The following is a 19,110-nucleotide window of genomic DNA, read 5'->3' on the forward strand; positions in this document are numbered from 1 at the left end:
GGCCTTCCCGTGACGTTTACACGCCAAGCCTCAAGCCATAGCGAATCGCCCATGCCCTCTTCCCTGTCATCCAGCCTTCCACGCGAGTCGCTCGAGACGCCCGTCTCGGCGTCCTTGCCAGCGCCACAGCCAATGGCGGCCAATGCGGTCGGTATCGGCCTCAAGTTTCAGCATATGCAGGCGCTGGTCCATCTGGCTCACTCGGTTCACTCAGCCCAGTCGGCCCAGTCGGCCCAGTCGGCCCAGGCCCCGGACTTTCTCGAACTGCACGCCGAGAACTACATGAACGCCGGCGGGCCCCTTCAGGATCGACTCGATGAACTGGCACGCTGCTACCCGCTCTCGGTCCACGGCGTCGGCCTGTCGCTGGGTAGTGCCGAGGGCATCGACCCGGCCCACCTGGAGCGTCTTGCACGCCTGGTCGATCACCTGAACCCCGCGCTGGTCTCCGAGCACCTGGCCTGGAGCCGTCTCGACGGCCACAGCTACAACGACCTGCTGCCGGTGCCGCTGACCGAGGAATCGCTACGGGTTCTCGGCGACAATATCGCCCGCACCCAGGACCGTCTCGGCCGCCGCCTGCTGGTGGAGAACCCGAGCCTCTACGTCAGCCTCGACAATCGCTTCAGCGAGACCGAGTTCCTCCAGCGGCTGGTGGACACGACCGGCTGTGGGCTCTTGTTCGACGTCAACAACGCCTATATCAGCGCCGCCAACCTGGGACGCGACCTGGATGCCTATCTGGACGAGGTGCCCTGGGCCGCCGTCGGCGAATGGCACCTGGCCGGCCACAGCCTCGATGCCGCCGGCGAGCTGTACATCGACGACCATGGCAGCGCCGTCAGTGAGCCGGTGTGGCAGCGCTACCGCCAGGTGCTCGCCCGGCGTCCCGGCCTGCCCACTTTGATCGAGTGGGACAACCGGGTGCCGACGCTAGAGCGCTGGATGCAGGAGGTCGACCTGGCACACCGGCATCAGCATGCAGCCCATGGCCCCGGCGCCGATGCGAGCACCGCCCTGGCAGCCAGCGCCTCGGCGCAAGCCACAGGGAGAGCGCCATGAGCGGCCTGCTGGATTGGCAGCGTAGCTTCATCGATGCCATGCATCGCCCCCAGGCGACGCCACCACAGCTCGGCCACAAGGCCGGGCTCGACGTCTACCGCAACAATATTCGCTCAAGCCTGATCGAGGCCCTGAAGGAAGCCTTTCCCCATACCCTGACCCTGCTGGGCGAGGGCTGCTTCAGTGCCGAGGCCGCGAGTTTCGTGGCCACAAGCCCCCCGCAGGACCCTCGACTCAGCCGCTATGGCCAGGGCTTCGCCGACGCTCTGGCGCGCGCACCGGCGCTTGCGCCCTATCGCTTCGTCGCCGATATCGCGCGACTCGAGCACGCCCGGCTTCAGGTCAGTCACGCAGCCGAGGCAGTGCCGCTGGAGGCGTCCGATATCGGCGCCGTCCTTGACGACCAGCGGCTCGTCCAGGCGCGTCCGGCCAGCCGGACCATCCGTTGCCAACATGACGTCGAAGCCCTGTGGCAGGCGCTGGAGAGCGGAGAGGGTGGCGCCCCCCTGGGCGAGCGAGGCGCCGGCCACTGGCTCGTGATCCGCTCGGGTCGCCAGGTCAGGCTTAGGCCACTCGATGCGGCAAGCGCAGCGTTGTACGGCTTGCTGGACACACCGACCTCGCTGTCCCAGGCGCTGAGCGAACTGGCCGACCGCGGCGTGGCAGAGGATGCGCTCGGCCACGCTCTGGGCACCCTGGTCGGCCATGGCGCGCTCGCGGTACTGGACCCCGCCCCCACTTTGCTACGAGGCACCCCATGACACCGATGAAAAACCTGCTGGACACCTACTACGGGCGACTCTGCCCCTGGCTCGAGCGTCGTTCGCTGGACCTGGTGCTAGCGTTGATGCGCCTGATACTCGGCGCCGTGTTCTTTCTGTCGGCGCTGACCAAGGTGGAGGGGTTCGGTATCGCCGACAGCACCTTCTTCCTGTTCGAGCACGAATACGCCCTGCCGTTGATTTCGCCGGTGCTGGCCGCCTACCTGGCAACACTCGCCGAGTTCTCGCTGTCGCTGCTGCTGTGGGCGGGGCTTGCGACGCGACTGGCGGCCCTGGGTCTGCTGATCATGACCCTGGTGATCCAGACCTTCGTCTATCCCGAGGCCTGGGTCACCCACGGACTCTGGGCGGCGAGCCTCGCCACCCTGATCCTGCGCGGCGGCGGCTGTCTCTCGCTGGAGTGGCTGCTATGCAGGATGAAGGGCAAAGGTCGCGAATCGGTGACGCCACAGCAGGACCGCGTCGACGACGCATAGACGCATAAAAAACGACCCGCCGCCGAACAGGATTCGGCGGCGGGTCGATGTCGATGTCGGCTCAGCCTCGTCAGCGCAGCAGCAGCACCGGCAGCGAGGTGCGCCTGAGGACACTGGTGGTGGTGCTGCCCACCAGCAGATGGCGAATCCGCGAGTGGCCATAGGCTCCCATCACCACCATCTCGATGGCGTGGTCCTTCTGGTAGGTGCGCAGGGTCTCCTCGACCTCTCCGGCGCGAATCTCGCCCTGGGCCTCGTGACCGGCGCCCTTGAGGCTGTCCAGCGCCCACTCCAGCTGGGTGCGGTTATCACCGGTATCGGCACCGACCATCACCACGTGACAGGCGATCCCCTTGAACAGCGGGCTCCTGGCCAGCAGCTCGACGCCCTTGCGGGTGGTCTTGCTGCCATCGAAGGCGATCATCACCCGAGTCGGCGGCGTGAAGCTCTCCGGCACCATCAGAATCGGCCGATGCAGACCGCGAACCACCCGCTCGAGATTCGAGCCCAGGTGCTCGCTGGCCTGCTGGGCGCTCTCGCCCCGCTTGCCGATCACCAGCAGGCGGATCTCGTCTTCCAGCTCCAGTAGTGTCTCCACCAGGGTGCCGTTGCGCTGTCGGCAATGCAGGTCATCAACACCACTGGCGCTGGCGCGATCCTTGGCCGCCTTGAGCATCAGGCGGCCGTGCTCCTGGGCGACCTTGGCCCGCCGCTCGTCGAGGCTTGCCAGCTCCTCGAGCAGGTGCTCCCTGGCGCCGAGTCCCAGGTTACCGGACAGATCGGCCTCGGCGGTCTGGGGGTGGTTATCCACCACGTGAAGAAACGTCAGCGGCGCATCGAGGGCCTGACTGGCCCAGGCGGCAGAGTCGCAGACCCCTTCGGAAAACTGGGACCCGTCGATGGCGGCCATCACCTGTTCTGTCATGAAATCGTCCTGCCTGGCGTTGGGGGCGAACGCGCGTCCTGAGACGTCGCGTTCCATCGATTGTGGCCTTGTCGTCGCGCCCGAGCGGGGCGCGACCCTCAGACCTGTTGTCTAGCCCGATCCGGGTGTTACCTCCAGTTCTACACCAACTGGCACACACCCGTCACATCTTCGGCGCCTGCCTCAGTGACCACCCATCAGCTTTTCCACCGCCGCCGGGTTATCGTGGATGGCGTAGCGATCGACGATGGTGGCGCTGGCCTCGTTGAGCCCGATCAGCTCGACGTCGGTGCCCTCACGGCGGAACTTGATCACCACCATGTCCAGCGCCTGGACCGCGGTGATGTCCCAGAAGTGGGCACGTGACAGGTCGATGACCACCTTCTCGACGCTTTCCTTGAAGTCGAAGGCGGCGGAGAAACGCTGAGACGAGGCGAAGAACACCTGGCCAACCACGCGGTAGCGCCGTCCCTTGCCGAGCTCCTCTTGCTGTCCCAGTTCGTCACTGGCGATGTACAGGAAGTTGCCGACCTTGTTGGCGAAGTTGAGCGCGGCGATCAGCACACCGACGAACACACCGATCGCCAGGTTGTGGGTCCACACCACCACCGCCACGGTGGCAATCATCACCACATTGGTGGACATCGGGTGCTTCTTGAGGTCACGCAGCGAGCTCCAGCTGAAGGTACCGATGGACACCATGATCATCACCGCCACCAGCGCCGCCATGGGGATGCGCGAGACCCAGTCCGACAGGAACACCACCATCAGCAGCAGGAAGACCCCCGCCAGCAGGGTAGACAGGCGTCCACGACCGCCAGACTTGATGTTGATCACCGACTGACCAATCATCGCGCAGCCCGCCATGCCGCCAAGCAGACCGGTACCGATGTTGGCCAGACCCTGGCCCTTGCACTCGCGGTTCTTGTCGCTGGAGGTGTCGGTCAGATCGTCGACGATAGTGGCGGTCATCATCGATTCGAGTAGACCAACCACGGTCAGCATGACCGCATAGGGGAAGATGATGCCGAGGGTCTCGAGATTCAGCGGCACGTCAGGCCACAGGAACATCGGCAGGGTATCGGGCAGCTCGCCCATGTCACCGACGGTGCGGATATCCATGCCGGTCGCCAGGTAGACGCCGGTCAGCACCAGGATGCACACCAGCGGGGACGGCAGCAACTTGCCGATCCTGGGCACATAGGGGAACAGATAGATGATGCCAAGACCCGCCGCGGTCATCGCGTAGACGTGCCAGCTGACATTGGTCAGCTCAGGCAGCTGGGCCATGAAGATCAGGATCGCCAGGGCGTTGACGAAACCGGTCACCACCGAGCGCGAGACGAAACGCATCAGATCGGCCAGGCGCAGATAGCCGGCGATGATCTGCAGTACCCCGGTCAGCAGGGTCGCGGCCAGCAGATATTGAAGTCCGTGCTCCTTGACCAGGGTCACCATCAACAGTGCCATGGCGCCGGTGGCGGCAGAGATCATCCCAGGCCGGCCACCGGCGAAGGCGATGATCACCGCCATGGAGAAGGAGGCGTAGAGGCCAATCTTGGGATCGACACCTGCGATGATGGAGAAGGCGATGGCCTCCGGAATCAACGCCAGGGCCACGACGATGCCGGACAGCACGTCGCCCCTAATATTGGAAAACCAGTCTTGCTTGATCGATCGCATCATGAGGCGGTCCAGGGGGAGTGGTTGTGAGATATCGCGACAAGCGGCCCAGGGCCGACCGTTTCTCCACGACAGCAGCGCACCGGGAGGCGTTAGCCTGGCGCTGTCATGATGTAGTGGAGACACGGGAAGGGGCGCAGTTTACCAGAACCACCCGAGCAAGGCGACGCTGCTACCCAGCCTGTCTCCGACCAGTCTCGATCCGGCCAAGCCCGCACGGTGGCATCTTCTGAAAAAAATGTGTAAGGATCGTTGCCCCCTGCCGACTCAGCTGACTACGTCCAAGGAACGCGACATGGAGCGATGTGCCTCGACGCCACCGTCATCGCGAACGGAGAGCCCATCGCCGGGCCCGCCGCTTATAGCGCTTGAGCATAGTCTCGCGCGCCATGGGTGGCCTCTGTCCGGGCATCGACTGGAACCGCTGGCCGATACCGGCCTGGCCCACTGGCATGTGCGCCTGGCCGGCGGCAGTGACAAGGGCGGCTGGCTGGCGCGGTTGCCCAAGCAGAGCCAGATGGGGCTGGATGCATCGTCCAACCTGGCCTATCAGGTCGCCTGCTTTGACCGCGCCCAGGCCAGTGGTCATACACCCAGGCTCAATGACTGGCTGCCCTGCGACGACCTGCTGCCCAGAGGCGCGCTGGTGGTGGAGGCCATCGATGGCCGTCCCGCCAGCCTGCCCTCGGACCTGCCGGCCCTGACCTCGGCCCTGGCCAGCCTGCACCGGCTGCCGCTGCCCGATCACCGCGCCCCCCTGTCTTCACCGGTGGACCCCTGGCGAGAGATGCTCGACGAGATCGCCACCCAGGCCCGCTTTCTCCCCAGGGCCGGGCTGTTTCGCACCAGCACGGCCCTGATCGAACAGGCACTGGCACAGCTCCCCGAGCGACTTCGCATCGCCGACGACGAGATTCGCCTGATCAGCTTCGATGCTCACCCCGGCAACTTTCTGATCACGCCTCACGGACGCGCCGTACTGGTGGATCTGGAAAAGTGCCGCTATTCGCTACCCGGCTTCGACCTGGCCCACCTGAGCCTTTACACCTCCACCACCTGGGACCTCAACAGCCGCGCGGTGCTGTTCGTCGAGGATCTGGTGGCGCTGTATCGGCGCTGGCAGGAACTGATGGCCGAAGACGGCCATCACAGCGACTGGTCGACGCTGATCACCTGTCGTCGCGCCATGTGGCTATGGTCGCTGACCTGGTGTGCCAAATGGCGTGCCCAGCAGCGCCGCCAGGTCGACAGGCAGCACAGTGGTGAAGACTGGTCGGCACAGCTAAGTGACCATGCCTTGATCGCCCATGTGGCCGACCGCGTCGATCACTACCTCTCGGCCCCCATCATCAGGCGTGTCGCCGACGAACTCGAGGAACTCGCCCGTGCCGGATGACGCTCCCGGCGCTGTCCAAGCCTGCCCGGCTCTATCCAACCCTGCCTATCCATCGTCACAAGGACGCGACCATGACCACGCCTTTTTCCTGTAGACGCCCGTTTGCCGACCTCCGCTTGACCTGGCTTCCCGGTGGCGCCTTCGTCCTCACCGCCCTGGCTGCCCTGGGGCTCGGCTCGCCCGCCTGGGCCCAGGATACATCCACGCCGCTGAACCAGCCGTGGCAGGAGATCGAGCAGCAGGCCAGGGGGCAGACGGTCTACTTCAACGCCTGGGGCGGTGACCCCAACGTCAATGGCTATCTCGACTGGGTCGCCGGCGAGCTCGAACAGCGCCACGACATCGACCTGGTCCACGTCAAGCTCGACGACACCGCCGCTGCGGTCTCCCGCGTCCTGGCCGAGAAGTCCGCCGGCAACGTCGACGAGGGCGCCATCGACCTGATCTGGATCAACGGCGAGAACTTCGCCGCGATGAAGGCCAATGATCTGCTGCTCGGGCCCTTTGCCCAGCGCCTGCCCAACTTCGCGCTGACCTCGCCGGACGCCAATCCCGAGATGACCACCGACTTCACCGTCCCCACCGAGGGTTTCGAGTCACCTTGGGGCAAGGCCCAGCTGACCTTCTACTACGACAGCGAGCGTGTCGAGGCGCCGCCGACCAGCATGGCCGAGCTGCTCGACTGGACCGAGCAGCATCCTGGGCGCTTCACCTATCCACTGGTCCCGGACTTCCACGGTTCCACCTTTCTCAAGCAGGCGCTTATCGCACTGATCGACGACCCGGCGGTGCTTGCCCGCCCCGTCGGCGAAGCCGACGCCGAAGCGGCCATGGCACCGCTGTGGGACTATCTCGACGCCCTGCACCCCCATCTGTGGCGCCAGGGGCGGGACTTCCCCGCTTCAGGGCCTGCGCTCAGAAGCCTGATGGGTGACGGCGAACTGTCGCTGGCCTTTACCTTCAACCCCGCCGAGCCTGCCGCTGCGGTCAACAACTACCAACTGCCTCCCTCGATTCGCAGCTATGTGCTCGACGGCGGGACCATCGGCAACGTTCACTTTGTCACCATCCCGTTCAACGCCAGCCACCAGGCCGGCGCCATGGTCACCGCCAACTTCCTGCTCTCGCCCGAGGCCCAGGCGCGCAAGCAGCGCCTGGACGTCTGGGGTGACCCCAGCGTGCTCGATCTCGCGCGCCTGAATGAGGCCGAGCGTCAGGCACTGACGCCCATGGATGACCAGCCAGCGCGACTGGCGCCACAGGCCCTGCAACAGACCCTGCCCGAGCCGCACCCGAGCTGGATGGAAGCGGTAGAGGCGGCCTGGCTCGAGCGCTATGGCAGCCGCTGATACCTCGACCTTCTCCCGCCTGGTGGGGCTGGCGCCGGCGCTGACGGTACTGCTGCTGGTGGCCCCGGTAGTGGCCGGCCTGGCAGGCGCTGCGGCGCCGGCCTTCGGCTGGCTGCCGGTGCTCGGTGGAGAGCAGCTGAGCCTGGCGCCCTGGGTGAGCCTGGCGAACACCCCAGGGCTTTTCGAGATGCTGGTGCTCAGCTTCACCACTGGCCTGATCAGCACCGCCCTGGCCCTGACCATCGTGGTGCTGTTTCTCGGTGCCTTCGCCGACAGCGCCGCCTTTGTCTGGCTCAAGCGCCTGCTGTCGCCGCTGCTGGCGGTGCCCCACGCCGCCGCCGCCATCGGTCTGGCCTTTCTGCTGGCGCCCTCGGGCCTGGCCATGCGCCTGGTCTCCCCGGCCTTGAGCGGTCACGCCACGCCTCCTGACTACCTGTTTCCCGGTGATCCCTTTGGCCTTGCGCTGATCGCCGGACTGGTGGTCAAGGAAGTCCCCTTTCTGCTGCTGATGAGTCTATCGGCACTGCCTCAGTGCCAGGCCGACGATCGTCGGCACCTGGCACTGTCGCTGGGTTATTCGCCGGTGACCGCCTTTCTCAAGGCGGTACTGCCGAGCCTGTACCCGCTGATTCGGCTACCGGTCTACGCGGTCATCGCCTTTGCCTCGTCGAATGTCGATGTGGCCATGATCCTGGGCCCGTCCACCCCACCGACCCTGGCGGTCAGCGTGGTCCGCTGGCTTGGCGATCCCGACCTGTCGATGCGCTTCATGGCCTCCGCCGCAGCGCTGAGCCAGCTCGGCATCACGCTGCTGGCACTGGCCTGCTGGTGGTGCCTGGAACAGGCCGTACGCTGGTGCGCCACGCCACGCCTGACCGACGGCCGACGCAACAGCGGTCAACGCCTCGGCAGCCTGCTGGGCGGCGGTCTGACCTGGCTCAGCGTTACCCTGCTGGGTGCCAGTCTGCTGGGACTGACGCTGTGGTCGCTGGCGGCCTTCTGGCCCTTTCCCTCGGCCTGGCCCACGCCCCTGACCCTGGCCAACTGGGATCGTGCGCTGCCAGGCCTGCTGCCGGCCGCCCTCGATAGCCTGTGGCTGGCACTGGCCGCCACCGCTCTCGCAACCATCCTGGTGATCGGCTGTCTCGAGAGTGAAGCGCTCAATCACCGTAGCATGGGAACGAGCGCCACCCTGGTGCTCTACCTGCCGCTGCTGGTGCCACCGGTCGCCTTTCTCTACGGTCTGGTGCAGCTTCAGGCGCAGCTGTCGGTGGCACCGGGCTTAATGGTAGTGGTCCTGGGACACTGCCTGTTCGTGCTGCCCTACGTCTTTCTGTCACTGGCCGAGAGCTACCGGCGGCTTGACCCCCGCTGGGCCCAGGTCGCCGCAGGTCTCGGCCATGGCCCGGCCGCCGCCTTTGTACGCGTTCGCCTGCCGCTGCTGCTGGCCCCCATCGCCACCGCCGCCGCCGTGGGGGTCGCCGTCAGCGTCGGCCAGTATCTGCCGACGTTGCTGCTGGGGGCCGGACGCCTGACCACCCTGACCACCGAGGCGGTATCGCTTGCCTCCGGAGGGGATCGTCGCCTGACGGCGGTCTATGCCCTGGCCCAGCTACTCTTGCCGGCACTCGGTTTCGCCCTCGCCATCGGCTTGCCGCGCGTACTGCATCGCCACCGACGCGCCCTGCTGACCTGAACCGTCTCAACGCCATCCGAGCCCACCATGTCACAGACACCAGACACACGATGCCACCTTCCCCCTACGTCTCCGGCGAACCCGACGGGCGCACTGGTCTTCGATCGGGTCGTGATCTCGCTGGACGGTGCCCCACTGGTATCACTGAATGCTCAGGTCGCCCCCGGCGAGGTGGTCAGCGTCATGGGGCCTTCCGGTGTCGGCAAGTCCACCCTGCTGGCCTACGCCGCGGGCTTTCTCGCCCCCGCCTTTGACGCACAGGGCGAGGTGCGCCTCGGCGACAGGCGAGTCACCGACCTGCCTGCCTCGGCCCGCCGACTCGGTCTGCTGTTCCAGGATGCGCTGCTGTTTCCCCACCTCAGCGTCGCCGGCAACCTGGCCTTCGGCATGCCGTCGTCTGCCAGCCGACGCGAGCGCCGCGAGGCCATCGAAGAGGCCCTGGCGGATATCGGTCTTGCCGGATTCGGTGAGCGCGATCCGGCAACGCTATCCGGCGGCCAGCGCGCTCGCGTCGCGCTGATGCGCACCCTGCTGTCGCGTCCCCAAGCGATGCTGCTGGATGAGCCCTTCTCCAAGCTCGACGCCGCGCTCCGCCAGGAGATGCGTGACCTGGTCTTCCAGCGCATCCGCGACCATCGTCTTCCGGCGCTGCTGGTCACCCACGACAGGGCAGACGCCGAGGCAGCTGCGGGCCCGATCGTCGAACTGGCGGCCGCCACCGAAGCCCCCGCCGGGGCCGCCTGGCAGGGTGCCCGCCGTGCCTCTCGCTGAACCAGGCTCCCCGACCGTCGCACCACGTCTGTGTGTGGTCATTCCCGTCCTCGATGAGGCAGCGACCATCGTCGCGGGTCTTGAGCGGCTATCCGAGTGGCGCCAGCAGGGCGTCGAGGTGATCGTCGTCGATGGCGGAAGCGAAGACGATACCCAGGCGCTTGCCCGTCCCCTGGCCGATCGGGTCATCGACGGCCCCCGCGGAAGGGCGCGCCAGATGAACCAGGGCGCCGCTGCGGCGAGCGCGCCGTCCTTGCTGTTTCTGCACGCCGACACTCGACTGCCCCCGGCGGCCATGCCGGCGATACTGAAGGCGCTGGAGAAACGCCATTGGGGGCGCTTCGACGTGCGCATCCTGGGCCGGTCGCGCTGGCTATCATTGATCGCCGCCTGCATGAACCTGCGCTCACGCCTGACCGGCATCGCCACCGGCGATCAGGCGATGTTCATGCGTCGCAGCGCCTTCGACGCCGTCGGTGGCTTCCCCGACCAGCCGTTGATGGAAGACATCGAAATGTCCAAGCGCCTCAAGCGGCTGTCGCCGCCCGCCTGCCTTGGCTTCAAGGTGCTCACCGACGGTCGCCGCTGGGAGCAGGGCGGCGTGCTGACGACGATATTGCTGATGTGGCGACTGCGCTTTCGCTATTGGCGAGGGGCCGATCCCGTTCGCCTGGCCGAGGAGTATCGCCATGTGCGCTGACCACGATAGCGACGGGCTGGCAGCCAGCCCGGATCTGGCGAATAGCCAGTCGCATAGCCAGGCGTGCGGCCAGCAGCTCGGCGATCAGCACCCTGTTCACCACGAGGATGGCCTGAAGCTGGCCATCCTGGCCAAGGCGCCGATCCCCGGCCAGGCCAAGACGCGGATGATCCCCGCCCTCGGCGCCGAAGGCGCCGCTCGTCTCCAGCACAGACTGATCGAGTACACCCTGAAGACGGCGCTGGAGACGACGTCCGCGCGCAACATCACGCTTTGGACGGCGCTTGAGCACGACCATCCGTGCTTTGTCGATATCCGCCAGCGGTTCGGCGTGACGCTGAGACCACAGCCTGAAGGCGACCTGGGGGTGCGCATGCACGCGGCGCTGTGCTCGGCAGGTGGCCCGAGCCTTCTAATCGGCACAGATTGCCCGATATTGGATAAGACATTACTAAAAACTTGTCAGAAACGGCTTAAAGACGCAGATAGCGTCTTTCTTCCGGCCGAGGACGGCGGCTATGCTCTGGTTGGAGTTCGTCGCCCCGATCCCCGTCTCTTCCGAGGAATCGACTGGGGCACGTCCAGCGTCATGTCCCAGACGCGCACACGTCTTGCGGAGCTTTTGTGGACGCTGGAGTGTCCAACGACCGTATGGGACCTGGATACGCCCCAGGACCTGGCTCGCCTCGCCGACATGGAAGCCCTCGCCCTGGAGATTCTGCCGTGACCCAAGAAACGCTCACCGACCGCCACAAGAAACTCGCCGCCGTGCGCCCCCGCCTGGTGTCCTTCGCCCGCATGCACCTGCGCGATCATGCCGCCGCCGAGGACGCCGTGCAGGAAGCCATGATCGCCGCCATCGAGAAGAACGACAGCTTTTCGGGGCGCTCCGGCTACGAAACCTGGGTATTCGGCATCCTCAAGTACAAGCTGCTCGACCAGATGCGCCAGCAGAAGCGTCATGGTCGCTGGGAGCCCTTCGATGAAGAGCACAGCGACGACGCCATCGACCGCATGTTTCAACAGGACGGACACTGGGCCGCCGACGCCAAGCCCCAGGCATGGAGCACCCCGGAGCAAGCGTTCGAGAACGAAAATTTCTGGAAAGTATTCGACGCTTGTATGCTGAGTCTTCCAGAAAACGTGGCTCGCGTTTTCTCCCTGCGCGAATTGATGGGCCTTTCCACCGACGATATTTGTAAGGAAGTGGGCATCAAGGAAAACAACGCTTGGGTGATCCTGCATCGGGCTCGCCTCAAGCTTCGCGCTTGCATTGAAAAGGGATGGAAGGAGGACGCGGCATGATGATGTGCAAGGCCGCTACGCGGCTGATGTCAAAGCAGTTGGATGCACCCCTGACGGCCAGGGAGCGTATTTCGCTGCGGTTTCACTTGATGTTGTGCTCGGCCTGTCGCAACTGCGAAAAGCAGTTCGGCATGCTGCACCGGGTCGGCAATGCCTATAACGGCACAATTGATAAACCCCAGGACGGTACGTCCCCTGGCGCGACTACCGACAACGTCGCCAGTGATCAGGACCTGCTGAAGGTAAAGGAAGCGATGGCCGAGGCGGAGACCCGTCGTCAGAACTGAAGGTCTCGGCTGACGGACTGGGCGCAAGGACCTCGACTGACCTACCTCGACTGAACTACCTCGAGGGCAGCATCTCGCTGGTCGACCCACCATTCTGCCTCCCCCTGGCGGGCCACCAAGGCAGCCCGCCGACGGGGCGCCAGTTACCCCCCACCTGAGTCAGCCTCAAGCGATTGCGTGCCAGATCCCCGGTAAAGAGGTCCCGAGCCGGACCCGGTGAGCAAGGCTCGGGAGATGCCTGGGCAAGGCCAGGCCATCATTGCTGGCCCGCTGCCTCCCGCGCCAGCCCGGTCAGGGCCTCGGCGATCTTGTCCACGGGCAGCTCGCAGTCTTGCAGGCCGTGGCGCTCCACCAGGTAATGAGGGTCGTTCCACTCGATCACCAGGTGATCATCCTGCTGGCGAACCAGCATCTTCTGGGGAAGGTCCAGCGCGACACTGCCCTCGCACTGCATCAGTCGAGTGCCCACCTCGGGCTTGCCGAAGATGTAGGTGCGTGTCGCTGGCAATTCCAGCTCCACCCCGGCGGCGTTGGCCTGGTGGTCCACGCTTGCCATCAGTCCCATCCCCCGTTTTTCCAGCCCCTCCTTGAAGCGGGATTCCACCGCCTCCAGGCTATCGGTCGACGTCAGACTGGCGATACCGCTGTCGCTCACCTCGACCTCGCCCTGCGCCCAAGCCATGGTCGCCATCGATCCCGCCAGCACGCTGCCCAGGCACAGGGTGAACATCTTGCGATAGCACTGCTTCATGATGGAGCTTCCTTTCCAGGTCAATGTGCCTACAGCATGGTCGCCGGTCCCCGACCACCACAAGGGGAAATCTCTCACAATCCGGGTTGACGCTGTGTAAGGTTCAACGCCGGGGCGACGACCCAGTACCCATAGCCGACGCGACTGGGCATAGTGCGCGCAATGCAGCTACACGATGTGCGCACAGGCGATGGCCGCCCACACGATTTGGACCTGATGGTTCATATCGTTCATATCGTTCACGTCGTTTCAGCCGCTTCCCCGATTGCCGACGACAGGAGCCTGCATGGCCCGGATTCTTCCCCTTCGCCACCTCGCTGCCCCACCGCCGCGTACCCTGACCTGCGCCCTTGTCTCGGCTGCGGTCCTGATGGCCTCCTGCGCCCAGGCCCAGACCTTCAGCCCGCGCGCCATGCTCGACTGGCCAACCAAGTCCTTCGCCGGCGAAACGGCCTACCGGCTGGTCGAGCGCGATGGCGTCAGCGTGCTCGAAGCGCGCTCCCGGGGGCTGGCTTCGGCCCGCTATCTGGAGCGCGACATCGACCTCGGCGAGACCCCCTACCTGCGCTGGTGCTGGCAGGTATCCGGGGTCTATTCCGGGGTCGACGAACGCACGGAGAGCGGCGACGACTATCCCGCCCGGGTCTACGTGGCCAGACGCACCGGCCTTCTACCCTGGCAGGTGGAGTCGGTCAACTATGTGTGGTCATCGAATCAGCCGGCAGGCACCAGCTGGCCCAACGCCTTTACCGATCGCGCCGTCCTGCTGGCGCTGCAAAGCGGAGGTGCCAAGGCTGGGCAGTGGGTCGGCGAGGTGCGCGACGTGGCCGCCGACTACCGTCGACTGTTCGGCGCGAGCCCCGACGGCGTCGATGGCCTGGCGCTGATGAGCGATGGCGACAACGCCGGAGGCGACGCCACCGCCTGGTTCAGCAAGATGGAGTTCAGCGCCTCGTCGTCGCCGCCTGTCTGTCCCTGACATCAGCGCTGGAACACCACCGTGCGCGAGCCGTTGAGAAACACCCGACGCTGCAGGTGCAGGGTGACCGCCCGGGCCAGGGTGATGCACTCGATGTCACGCCCCCGGGCCACCAGGTCCTCGGCGGTATCGGCGTGGGTGACCGGCTCCACCCCCTGGGTAATGATCGGGCCTTCGTCCAGGTCATCGTTGATGTAGTGGGCGGTCGCCCCGACCAGCTTGACGCCCTTCTCGAAGGCCTGGTGGTAGGGCTTGGCGCCCTTGAAGCCAGGCAGCAGCGAGTGATGGATATTGATCGCTCGACCGGCCAGGCGTTCGCTCATCTCGCTCGACAGCACCTGCATGTAGCGCGCCAGGATCACCAGCTCTGCGCCACTGTCCTCGACGATCCGCCATACCTGGGCCTCCTGCTCGGCCTTGGTCTCGGCGCTGATCGGCAGATGGTGATAAGGCAGCCCGTGCCACTCGGCCAGCGGCGCCAGATCGGGGTGGTTGGACACCACCGCCTTGATGGCAACGGGAAGCTGGCCGGTACGATAGCGATAGAGCAGGTCATTGAGGCAGTGATCCGCCTTGGAAACCATGATCACCACCGGTGTGAGGCGCTCTGGTGAGGTCAGCTCGAATGCCATGGAGAACGGCGCTGCCCGCTCGGCAAAGGCCGCCTCGAAGGCGCCTGCATCGAGCTCGCCCTCCTCGGGAGGGCGAAACTCGGTGCGGATGAAGAAACGACAGGAGCTGCTGTCGTCAAAGGACTGCTGCTCGGTGATGTAGCAGCCCTGCTCGCGCAGAAAGCGGGTGACCACGTCCACGGTGCCAAGACGACTGGGGCACTGGGCGGTCAGGATCCAGTGGGTCGTGCGCACGGCGCTCACGCTGATCGTCATGTCGTCTCCCCGGCGGTGACGTCACGCTCGACGCCGATGGCGAACTCCTCACCGGCATCGAGCAACCAACGATAAACGTAGTCGGCGAAACTGCGCCGCACCACCAGCTCCCAGCGTCGCTCGTCGGGGCGACGCAGGATGACACTGGTCTTGGCCAGCACCGTGGTCACCCCCTTGCCCACCGCAAAGTGGCGCGGGTGGACGTCGTAGACCACCGACTTCATCAACAGCTCGCGCATGGCCTGGTCCTCACCGGTCAGCTCGATCACCGTCTGACCGGCGCTGACGTCGGAGAAGGCCACGCTGGCGTCACCCAGGGCGCTGCGCAGCGCCGTCTCCACGCGGAAGGCGTCACCCTGGGGCAGCACGGCAAGCCACTCGTCGGGACTTAGCCACTGAAGCGAAGCCCTCTCTCCCTGACTGAGTTCCAGCGGACGCGCCGGCAACGACAGCCCCAGCACCGCGCGCACCGCCTCGTCGAGCACGATGGCGCCACCGCGCAGGATCAGATGGTCGTGCAGGCGTTCGCGCATCACCACCCGCGAGTCAGTGCCGGGCGCTGGGCAGCCGACATGCTGAAACGACCAGGCCAGCGGCGACTCCAGGGCAATACGTTCGTCCGGGAAGGCATCAAAGGTACGGGCACGTTCTATAGCTTCAGACATTCTGGCGCTCCCCCTTGGGGTCAAGGAAGATGGTGGAAACGATCTCGGCCTCGTGGACCTTGCCGTCGACACAGGGTAGATAGACGGTCTCGCCCATCCGCTGGTGGCCACCCTTGACCACCGCCAGGGCGAAGCCGGTTTCCAGCGTCGGGCTGTAGTAGCTCGAGGTCACGTGGCCGACCATCGGCATGGGAATCGGATGGTCAGGGTCGAGCACGATCTGGGCGCCCTCCTCCAGCACCACCGACGGATCCCTGGGTTTCAGCCCCACCAGCTGCTTGCGATCCTGGCGCGCGGTGTCGCTGCGGGTCAGCGCCCGCTGGCCCACCCAGGAGAACGGCTTGTCGTAGCCTACCGCCCACTGCATGCCCAGATCCTCCGGGGTCACCGAACCGTCGGTGTCCTGACCTGCGATGATGAAGCCCTTCTCGGCACGCAGCACGTGCATGGTCTCGGTACCGTAGGGTGTCAGGTCGTACTTCTCGCCGTGGGCGAACAGCGCCTTCCACACGTGCATGGCGGCGTGGGCCTGGACGTTGATCTCGTAGGCCAGCTCGCCGGTGAAGGAGATCCGGAACACCCGTGCCGGCACCCCAGCCACCTTGCCCTCGCGCCAGTCCATGAAGCGAAACGCCTCGCGATCCAGATCGATGCCCTCGGTAAGCTCGCTCATCAGCTCCCGCGCCCTGGGGCCGGTGACGGTCATGGTGGCCCAGTGGTCGGTGACCGAGGTAAAGCTCACGTCGAGCTCCGGCCACTCGGTCTGGTGCCACAGCTCCAGCCACTCGAGCACTCCCGCGGCGCCACCGGTGGTGGTGGTCATCAGGAAGTGATCCTCGGCCAGACAACTGGTGGTGCCGTCATCCATGACCATGCCGTCGTCCTTGCACATCAAGCCGTAGCGCACCTTGCCCACGCCCAGCTTGGCCCACTTGTTGGTGTAGATGCGGCCGAGAAACTCGCGGGCGTCCGGCCCCTGGATATCGATCTTGCCCAGAGTCGAAGCGTCGAGGATGCCGACGCCTTCGCGCACCGCGCGGCACTCACGCATCACCGCCTCGTGCAGGGTCTCGCGCTTGCCGTTGACGGTCCTGGGGAAATACCAGGGCCGCTTCCACTGGCCCACGTCCTCGAACTCGGCGCCCTGCTCGACGTGCCACTGGTGCAGCGCGCTGTAGCGCTCGGGATCGAACAGCGCACCGCAATGGCGACCGACGATGGCACCGAAGGTGACCGGGGTATAGTTGGGCCGGAACACGGTGGTGCCGACCTCGGGAATCGAGCGCCCCAGGCAGCGCGCGGCGATGGCCATGCCATTGATGTTGCCAAGCTTGCCCTGATCGGTACCGAAGCCCATGGCGGTGTAGCGCTTGACGTGCTCGATGGACTCGAAGCCTTCCCGGGTGGCAAGCTCGATCCCGGCGGCGGTGACGTCATTCTGCAGGTCGACGAACTGCTTGGGCGCCCGCAGGGTCGGCTTTTCGTGGGGCACCTGGAACAGCGCCACCGCCGCACCGTCGCGCCGCGAGGCTACCGCCGGCAGTATAAGCTCGGCACCCTCGAAGCCAGCCTGGCTCGCTGCCTCGAGGCCGGCGTCGCGACCTTCCGCCAGCACCTCGGCCAGGCAAAAGGTGCCGCCGGCTGCACCGGCCGCCAACATGCCCCTGGGCAGGTTGGGCACGAAGGCGATCAGGTCGTCGCGCCAACTCGGCCGCGTTCCGGTGTGAGAGGCCAGGTGAATCACCGGACTGAATCCACCGGAACTGGCCAGCGTGTCGCAGTCGAGCGTCTCGCTGGCGCCGGTAACGCGAAAGGCGTCGATATCGATGGCGGCGACCCGCGCTGAGGTGACCCGCTGCTCGCCCCTGGCCTCGACCACGGCGGCACCCGGCAGAATGCGGATACCGCGCGCCCGGGCGACCTCGACCAGTTCACCGTCGGGGGCGGGACGGGCGTCGGCCACCGCCACCACCTCGCGGCCGGCATCCAGCCAGTCGAGCGCGGCACGGTAGCCGTCGTCGTTGCTGGTGGAGACCACCAGCCGCTTGCCCGGCACCACCCCATAACGGCGGATGTAGGTGGACACCGCCGAGCACAGCAGATTGCCCGGCACGTCATTGCCGGCGTAGACCAGCGGACGCTCATGGGCCCCAGTGGCCAGCACGACGCGCGCGGCGCGCACCCGATGCAGGCGCGAGCGCGACTGACGCCGTCCCTCCACTCGAGGCGCGCAGTGGGCCAGGTGCTCGCTGCGCCGCTCGTGCAGGGTGACGAAGTTGTGGTCGTGGTAGCCGTTGGCGGTGGTACGCGGCAGCAGCGTCACCTCGGAGTTGGAGGCAAGCTCCTCGAGCACCTCCTCGACCCACTGCAACGCCGGACGATCGTCCAGCAATTCCTGCCCGTCCAGCAGCGATCCGCCAAAGCGTTCCTGCTCGTCGCACAGGATCACCCGGGCGCCGCTGCGCGAGGCGGCCAGGGCGGCAGCCAGTCCCGCAGGCCCGGCGCCGATCACCAGCACCTCGCAGTGGCGATTGATGTGGTCGTAGATATCCGGGTCGCGCTCCAGCGGGCTGCGCCCCAGCCCCGCGCTCTTGCGGATATAGCGCTCGTAGGTCATCCACAGCGAGGCCGGCGCCATGAAGGTCTTGTAGTAGAAGCCGGGGGGCATCAGCTTGCCGCCAAGCTTGCCGATGGTCCCCATCAGGTCGCGCTGGACGTTGGGCCAGCCGTTGGTGGAGCGCGCCGTCAGCCCCTCGAACAGGGCCTGCTGGGTGGCGCGCACATTGGGCACCTGCTCGGCTTCGGTCTGGCCGAGCTGGACCACCGCATTGGGCTCCTCGGCACCGGCGGCGACGACGCCGCGGGGACGCGAGTACTTGAAGCTGCGATTGACCACGTCCACCCCGTTGGCCAGCAGCGCCGAGGCCAGGGTGTCCCCGTGAAAGCCGGTGTACTCCTTGCCATTGAAGGTAAAGCGCAGGGGCCTGCTGCGGTCGATCAGTCCCCCGGTGTCGAGGCGATTGGGCTGGCTCATGCGCGAACCTCCTGGGCGGCGGTGGCGATATCGCTGTCGTCAAGGGACTCAGGCGCTGACGCCACCACCCCGTCGGGGTTGTCCCGGGTAAAGCGCGGTCGCTCACCGATGCGATAGGTCTCGAGGATTTCGTAGCTCTGGGTGTGGCGCGTCACGTTGAAGAACTTGCGACAGCCCACCGCGTGGACCCACAGCTCGTGGTGGATGCCGCGGGGGTTATCGCGGAAGAACAGGTAGTCGCCCCACTGCTCGTCGGAACAGCCGGACGGATCCTCCGGGCGTGCGATGTGCGCCTGCCCCCTGGGATGAAACTCTTCTTCCTCGCGCCACTCGTCGCAGTAGGGACAATGGATATGGAACAT

At 66.1% G+C, this 19,110-nt stretch carries 19 protein-coding genes; 12 read left to right on the top strand and 7 right to left on the bottom strand.

The features are described 5' to 3' along the window. Positions 1–51 precede the first annotated feature (51 nt). The 3 genes from RBB39_RS10920 to RBB39_RS10930 are packed head-to-tail and all read left to right on the top strand — an operon-like array spanning position 52 to position 2,320. Entirely contained in the window at positions 52–1,062 is a 1,011-nt protein-coding gene (locus RBB39_RS10920; protein WP_306169085.1) for a DUF692 domain-containing protein, read from the top strand. Next, the gene (locus RBB39_RS10925; protein WP_306169086.1) at positions 1,059–1,823 is read left to right on the top strand and encodes a DNA-binding domain-containing protein; all 765 of its coding nucleotides are present in this window, start codon (positions 1,059–1,061) and stop codon (positions 1,821–1,823) included. Before RBB39_RS10920 ends, RBB39_RS10925 begins: the two co-directional genes overlap by 4 nt. After that, the gene (locus RBB39_RS10930) at positions 1,820–2,320 is read left to right on the top strand and encodes a DoxX family protein (RefSeq protein WP_306169087.1); all 501 of its coding nucleotides are present in this window, start codon (positions 1,820–1,822) and stop codon (positions 2,318–2,320) included. Before RBB39_RS10925 ends, RBB39_RS10930 begins: the two co-directional genes overlap by 4 nt. Before the next feature lie 70 nt (positions 2,321–2,390). Here RBB39_RS10930 and RBB39_RS10935 read toward each other — a convergent pair whose 3' ends face one another. Together RBB39_RS10935 and RBB39_RS10940 are read right to left on the bottom strand one after the other, a co-directional pair. Beyond that, a complete protein-coding gene (locus RBB39_RS10935) occupies positions 2,391–3,245 on the bottom strand; it encodes a universal stress protein (RefSeq protein ID WP_045991011.1) in 855 nt (284 codons plus the stop codon). 183 nt (positions 3,246–3,428) lie between these two features. After that, positions 3,429–4,931, bottom strand: coding sequence for a SulP family inorganic anion transporter (locus tag RBB39_RS10940; RefSeq protein WP_306169088.1), 1,503 nt, complete (start codon positions 4,929–4,931; stop codon positions 3,429–3,431). Positions 4,932–5,223: 292 nt separating this feature from the next. On the opposite strand from RBB39_RS10940, the gene RBB39_RS10945 reads away from it, so the two are divergent. From RBB39_RS10945 to RBB39_RS10980, 8 genes are all read left to right on the top strand, one after another. Beyond that, on the top strand, positions 5,224–6,324 hold the full coding sequence (locus RBB39_RS10945; RefSeq protein ID WP_306169089.1) for an aminoglycoside phosphotransferase family protein: 1,101 nt from the start codon (positions 5,224–5,226) through the stop codon (positions 6,322–6,324). A 71-nt stretch (positions 6,325–6,395) separates the two neighbouring features. Further along, entirely contained in the window at positions 6,396–7,673 is a 1,278-nt protein-coding gene (locus RBB39_RS10950) for an ABC transporter substrate-binding protein (protein WP_306169090.1), read from the top strand. Beyond that, complete coding sequence (locus RBB39_RS10955) at positions 7,660–9,369, top strand: ABC transporter permease (protein ID WP_306169091.1); 1,710 nt, start codon at positions 7,660–7,662, stop codon at positions 9,367–9,369. The genes RBB39_RS10950 and RBB39_RS10955 overlap by 14 nt, the downstream gene beginning before the upstream one ends. 27 nt (positions 9,370–9,396) lie before the next feature. Further along, the gene (locus RBB39_RS10960) at positions 9,397–10,140 is read left to right on the top strand and encodes an ATP-binding cassette domain-containing protein (protein ID WP_108131365.1); all 744 of its coding nucleotides are present in this window, start codon (positions 9,397–9,399) and stop codon (positions 10,138–10,140) included. After that, positions 10,127–10,840, top strand: a complete 714-nt coding sequence (locus RBB39_RS10965; protein WP_204248905.1) for a TIGR04283 family arsenosugar biosynthesis glycosyltransferase — start codon at positions 10,127–10,129, stop codon at positions 10,838–10,840. The genes RBB39_RS10960 and RBB39_RS10965 overlap by 14 nt, the downstream gene beginning before the upstream one ends. Continuing rightward, positions 10,830–11,567 (top strand): TIGR04282 family arsenosugar biosynthesis glycosyltransferase, encoded by a 738-nt coding sequence (locus tag RBB39_RS10970; protein ID WP_083970173.1) that lies wholly within the window; start codon positions 10,830–10,832, stop codon positions 11,565–11,567. The genes RBB39_RS10965 and RBB39_RS10970 overlap by 11 nt, the downstream gene beginning before the upstream one ends. Continuing rightward, complete coding sequence (locus RBB39_RS10975) at positions 11,564–12,145, top strand: sigma-70 family RNA polymerase sigma factor (RefSeq protein WP_045991008.1); 582 nt, start codon at positions 11,564–11,566, stop codon at positions 12,143–12,145. Before RBB39_RS10970 ends, RBB39_RS10975 begins: the two co-directional genes overlap by 4 nt. Further along, positions 12,142–12,432, top strand: a complete 291-nt coding sequence (locus tag RBB39_RS10980; RefSeq protein WP_045991007.1) for a zf-HC2 domain-containing protein — start codon at positions 12,142–12,144, stop codon at positions 12,430–12,432. The genes RBB39_RS10975 and RBB39_RS10980 overlap by 4 nt, the downstream gene beginning before the upstream one ends. Before the next feature lie 256 nt (positions 12,433–12,688). On the opposite strand, the gene RBB39_RS10985 is transcribed toward RBB39_RS10980, so the two are convergent. Next, positions 12,689–13,183 carry a DUF302 domain-containing protein gene (locus tag RBB39_RS10985; RefSeq protein WP_052704195.1) on the bottom strand — a complete coding sequence of 165 codons (495 nt, stop codon included), beginning with the start codon at positions 13,181–13,183 and terminating at the stop codon, positions 12,689–12,691. Positions 13,184–13,469: 286 nt separating this feature from the next. Here RBB39_RS10985 and RBB39_RS10990 point away from each other — a divergent pair, with 286 nt between their 5' ends. Further along, a complete protein-coding gene (locus tag RBB39_RS10990; RefSeq protein WP_045991006.1) occupies positions 13,470–14,162 on the top strand; it encodes a DUF3047 domain-containing protein in 693 nt (230 codons plus the stop codon). 2 nt (positions 14,163–14,164) lie between these two features. On the opposite strand, the gene purU is transcribed toward RBB39_RS10990, so the two are convergent. Genes purU through RBB39_RS11010 form a run of 4 tightly spaced genes read right to left on the bottom strand, consistent with a single transcriptional unit; the run spans position 14,165 to position 19,110 of the window. Beyond that, positions 14,165–15,049 (bottom strand): formyltetrahydrofolate deformylase, encoded by an 885-nt coding sequence (gene purU / locus RBB39_RS10995; protein ID WP_045991005.1) that lies wholly within the window; start codon positions 15,047–15,049, stop codon positions 14,165–14,167. Next, on the bottom strand, positions 15,046–15,714 hold the full coding sequence (locus RBB39_RS11000; protein WP_045991004.1) for a sarcosine oxidase subunit gamma: 669 nt from the start codon (positions 15,712–15,714) through the stop codon (positions 15,046–15,048). The genes purU and RBB39_RS11000 overlap by 4 nt, the downstream gene beginning before the upstream one ends. Then, positions 15,707–18,748: a sarcosine oxidase subunit alpha family protein gene (locus tag RBB39_RS11005; RefSeq protein ID WP_045991003.1), complete on the bottom strand. Its 3,042-nt coding sequence runs from the start codon at positions 18,746–18,748 to the stop codon at positions 15,707–15,709. The genes RBB39_RS11000 and RBB39_RS11005 overlap by 8 nt, the downstream gene beginning before the upstream one ends. Further along, positions 18,745–19,110, bottom strand: coding sequence for a sarcosine oxidase subunit delta (locus RBB39_RS11010; protein ID WP_045991002.1), 366 nt, complete (start codon positions 19,108–19,110; stop codon positions 18,745–18,747). Before RBB39_RS11010 ends, RBB39_RS11005 begins: the two co-directional genes overlap by 4 nt.

This window comes from Halomonas sp. MMSF_3323, from assembly GCF_030733595.1.
Lineage (GTDB): Bacteria > Pseudomonadota > Gammaproteobacteria > Pseudomonadales > Halomonadaceae > Halomonas > Halomonas litopenaei.

Coding starts and splice junctions, on each gene's coding strand:
- RBB39_RS10980 (WP_045991007.1), top strand. CDS start 12,142: ATGATGATGTGCAAGGCCGCTACGCGGCTGATGTCAAAGCAGTTGGAT.
- purU (WP_045991005.1), bottom strand. CDS start 15,049: ATGACGATCAGCGTGAGCGCCGTGCGCACGACCCACTGGATCCTGACC.
- RBB39_RS11010 (WP_045991002.1), bottom strand. CDS start 19,110: ATGTTCCATATCCATTGTCCCTACTGCGACGAGTGGCGCGAGGAAGAA.
- RBB39_RS10960 (WP_108131365.1), top strand. CDS start 9,397: ATGTCACAGACACCAGACACACGATGCCACCTTCCCCCTACGTCTCCG.
- RBB39_RS10955 (WP_306169091.1), top strand. CDS start 7,660: ATGGCAGCCGCTGATACCTCGACCTTCTCCCGCCTGGTGGGGCTGGCG.
- RBB39_RS10920 (WP_306169085.1), top strand. CDS start 52: ATGCCCTCTTCCCTGTCATCCAGCCTTCCACGCGAGTCGCTCGAGACG.
- RBB39_RS10935 (WP_045991011.1), bottom strand. CDS start 3,245: ATGACAGAACAGGTGATGGCCGCCATCGACGGGTCCCAGTTTTCCGAA.
- RBB39_RS10970 (WP_083970173.1), top strand. CDS start 10,830: ATGTGCGCTGACCACGATAGCGACGGGCTGGCAGCCAGCCCGGATCTG.
- RBB39_RS10990 (WP_045991006.1), top strand. CDS start 13,470: ATGGCCCGGATTCTTCCCCTTCGCCACCTCGCTGCCCCACCGCCGCGT.
- RBB39_RS11005 (WP_045991003.1), bottom strand. CDS start 18,748: ATGAGCCAGCCCAATCGCCTCGACACCGGGGGACTGATCGACCGCAGC.
- RBB39_RS10940 (WP_306169088.1), bottom strand. CDS start 4,931: ATGATGCGATCGATCAAGCAAGACTGGTTTTCCAATATTAGGGGCGAC.
- RBB39_RS10925 (WP_306169086.1), top strand. CDS start 1,059: ATGAGCGGCCTGCTGGATTGGCAGCGTAGCTTCATCGATGCCATGCAT.
- RBB39_RS10950 (WP_306169090.1), top strand. CDS start 6,396: ATGACCACGCCTTTTTCCTGTAGACGCCCGTTTGCCGACCTCCGCTTG.
- RBB39_RS10985 (WP_052704195.1), bottom strand. CDS start 13,183: ATGAAGCAGTGCTATCGCAAGATGTTCACCCTGTGCCTGGGCAGCGTG.
- RBB39_RS10930 (WP_306169087.1), top strand. CDS start 1,820: ATGACACCGATGAAAAACCTGCTGGACACCTACTACGGGCGACTCTGC.
- RBB39_RS11000 (WP_045991004.1), bottom strand. CDS start 15,714: ATGTCTGAAGCTATAGAACGTGCCCGTACCTTTGATGCCTTCCCGGAC.
- RBB39_RS10945 (WP_306169089.1), top strand. CDS start 5,224: ATGGAGCGATGTGCCTCGACGCCACCGTCATCGCGAACGGAGAGCCCA.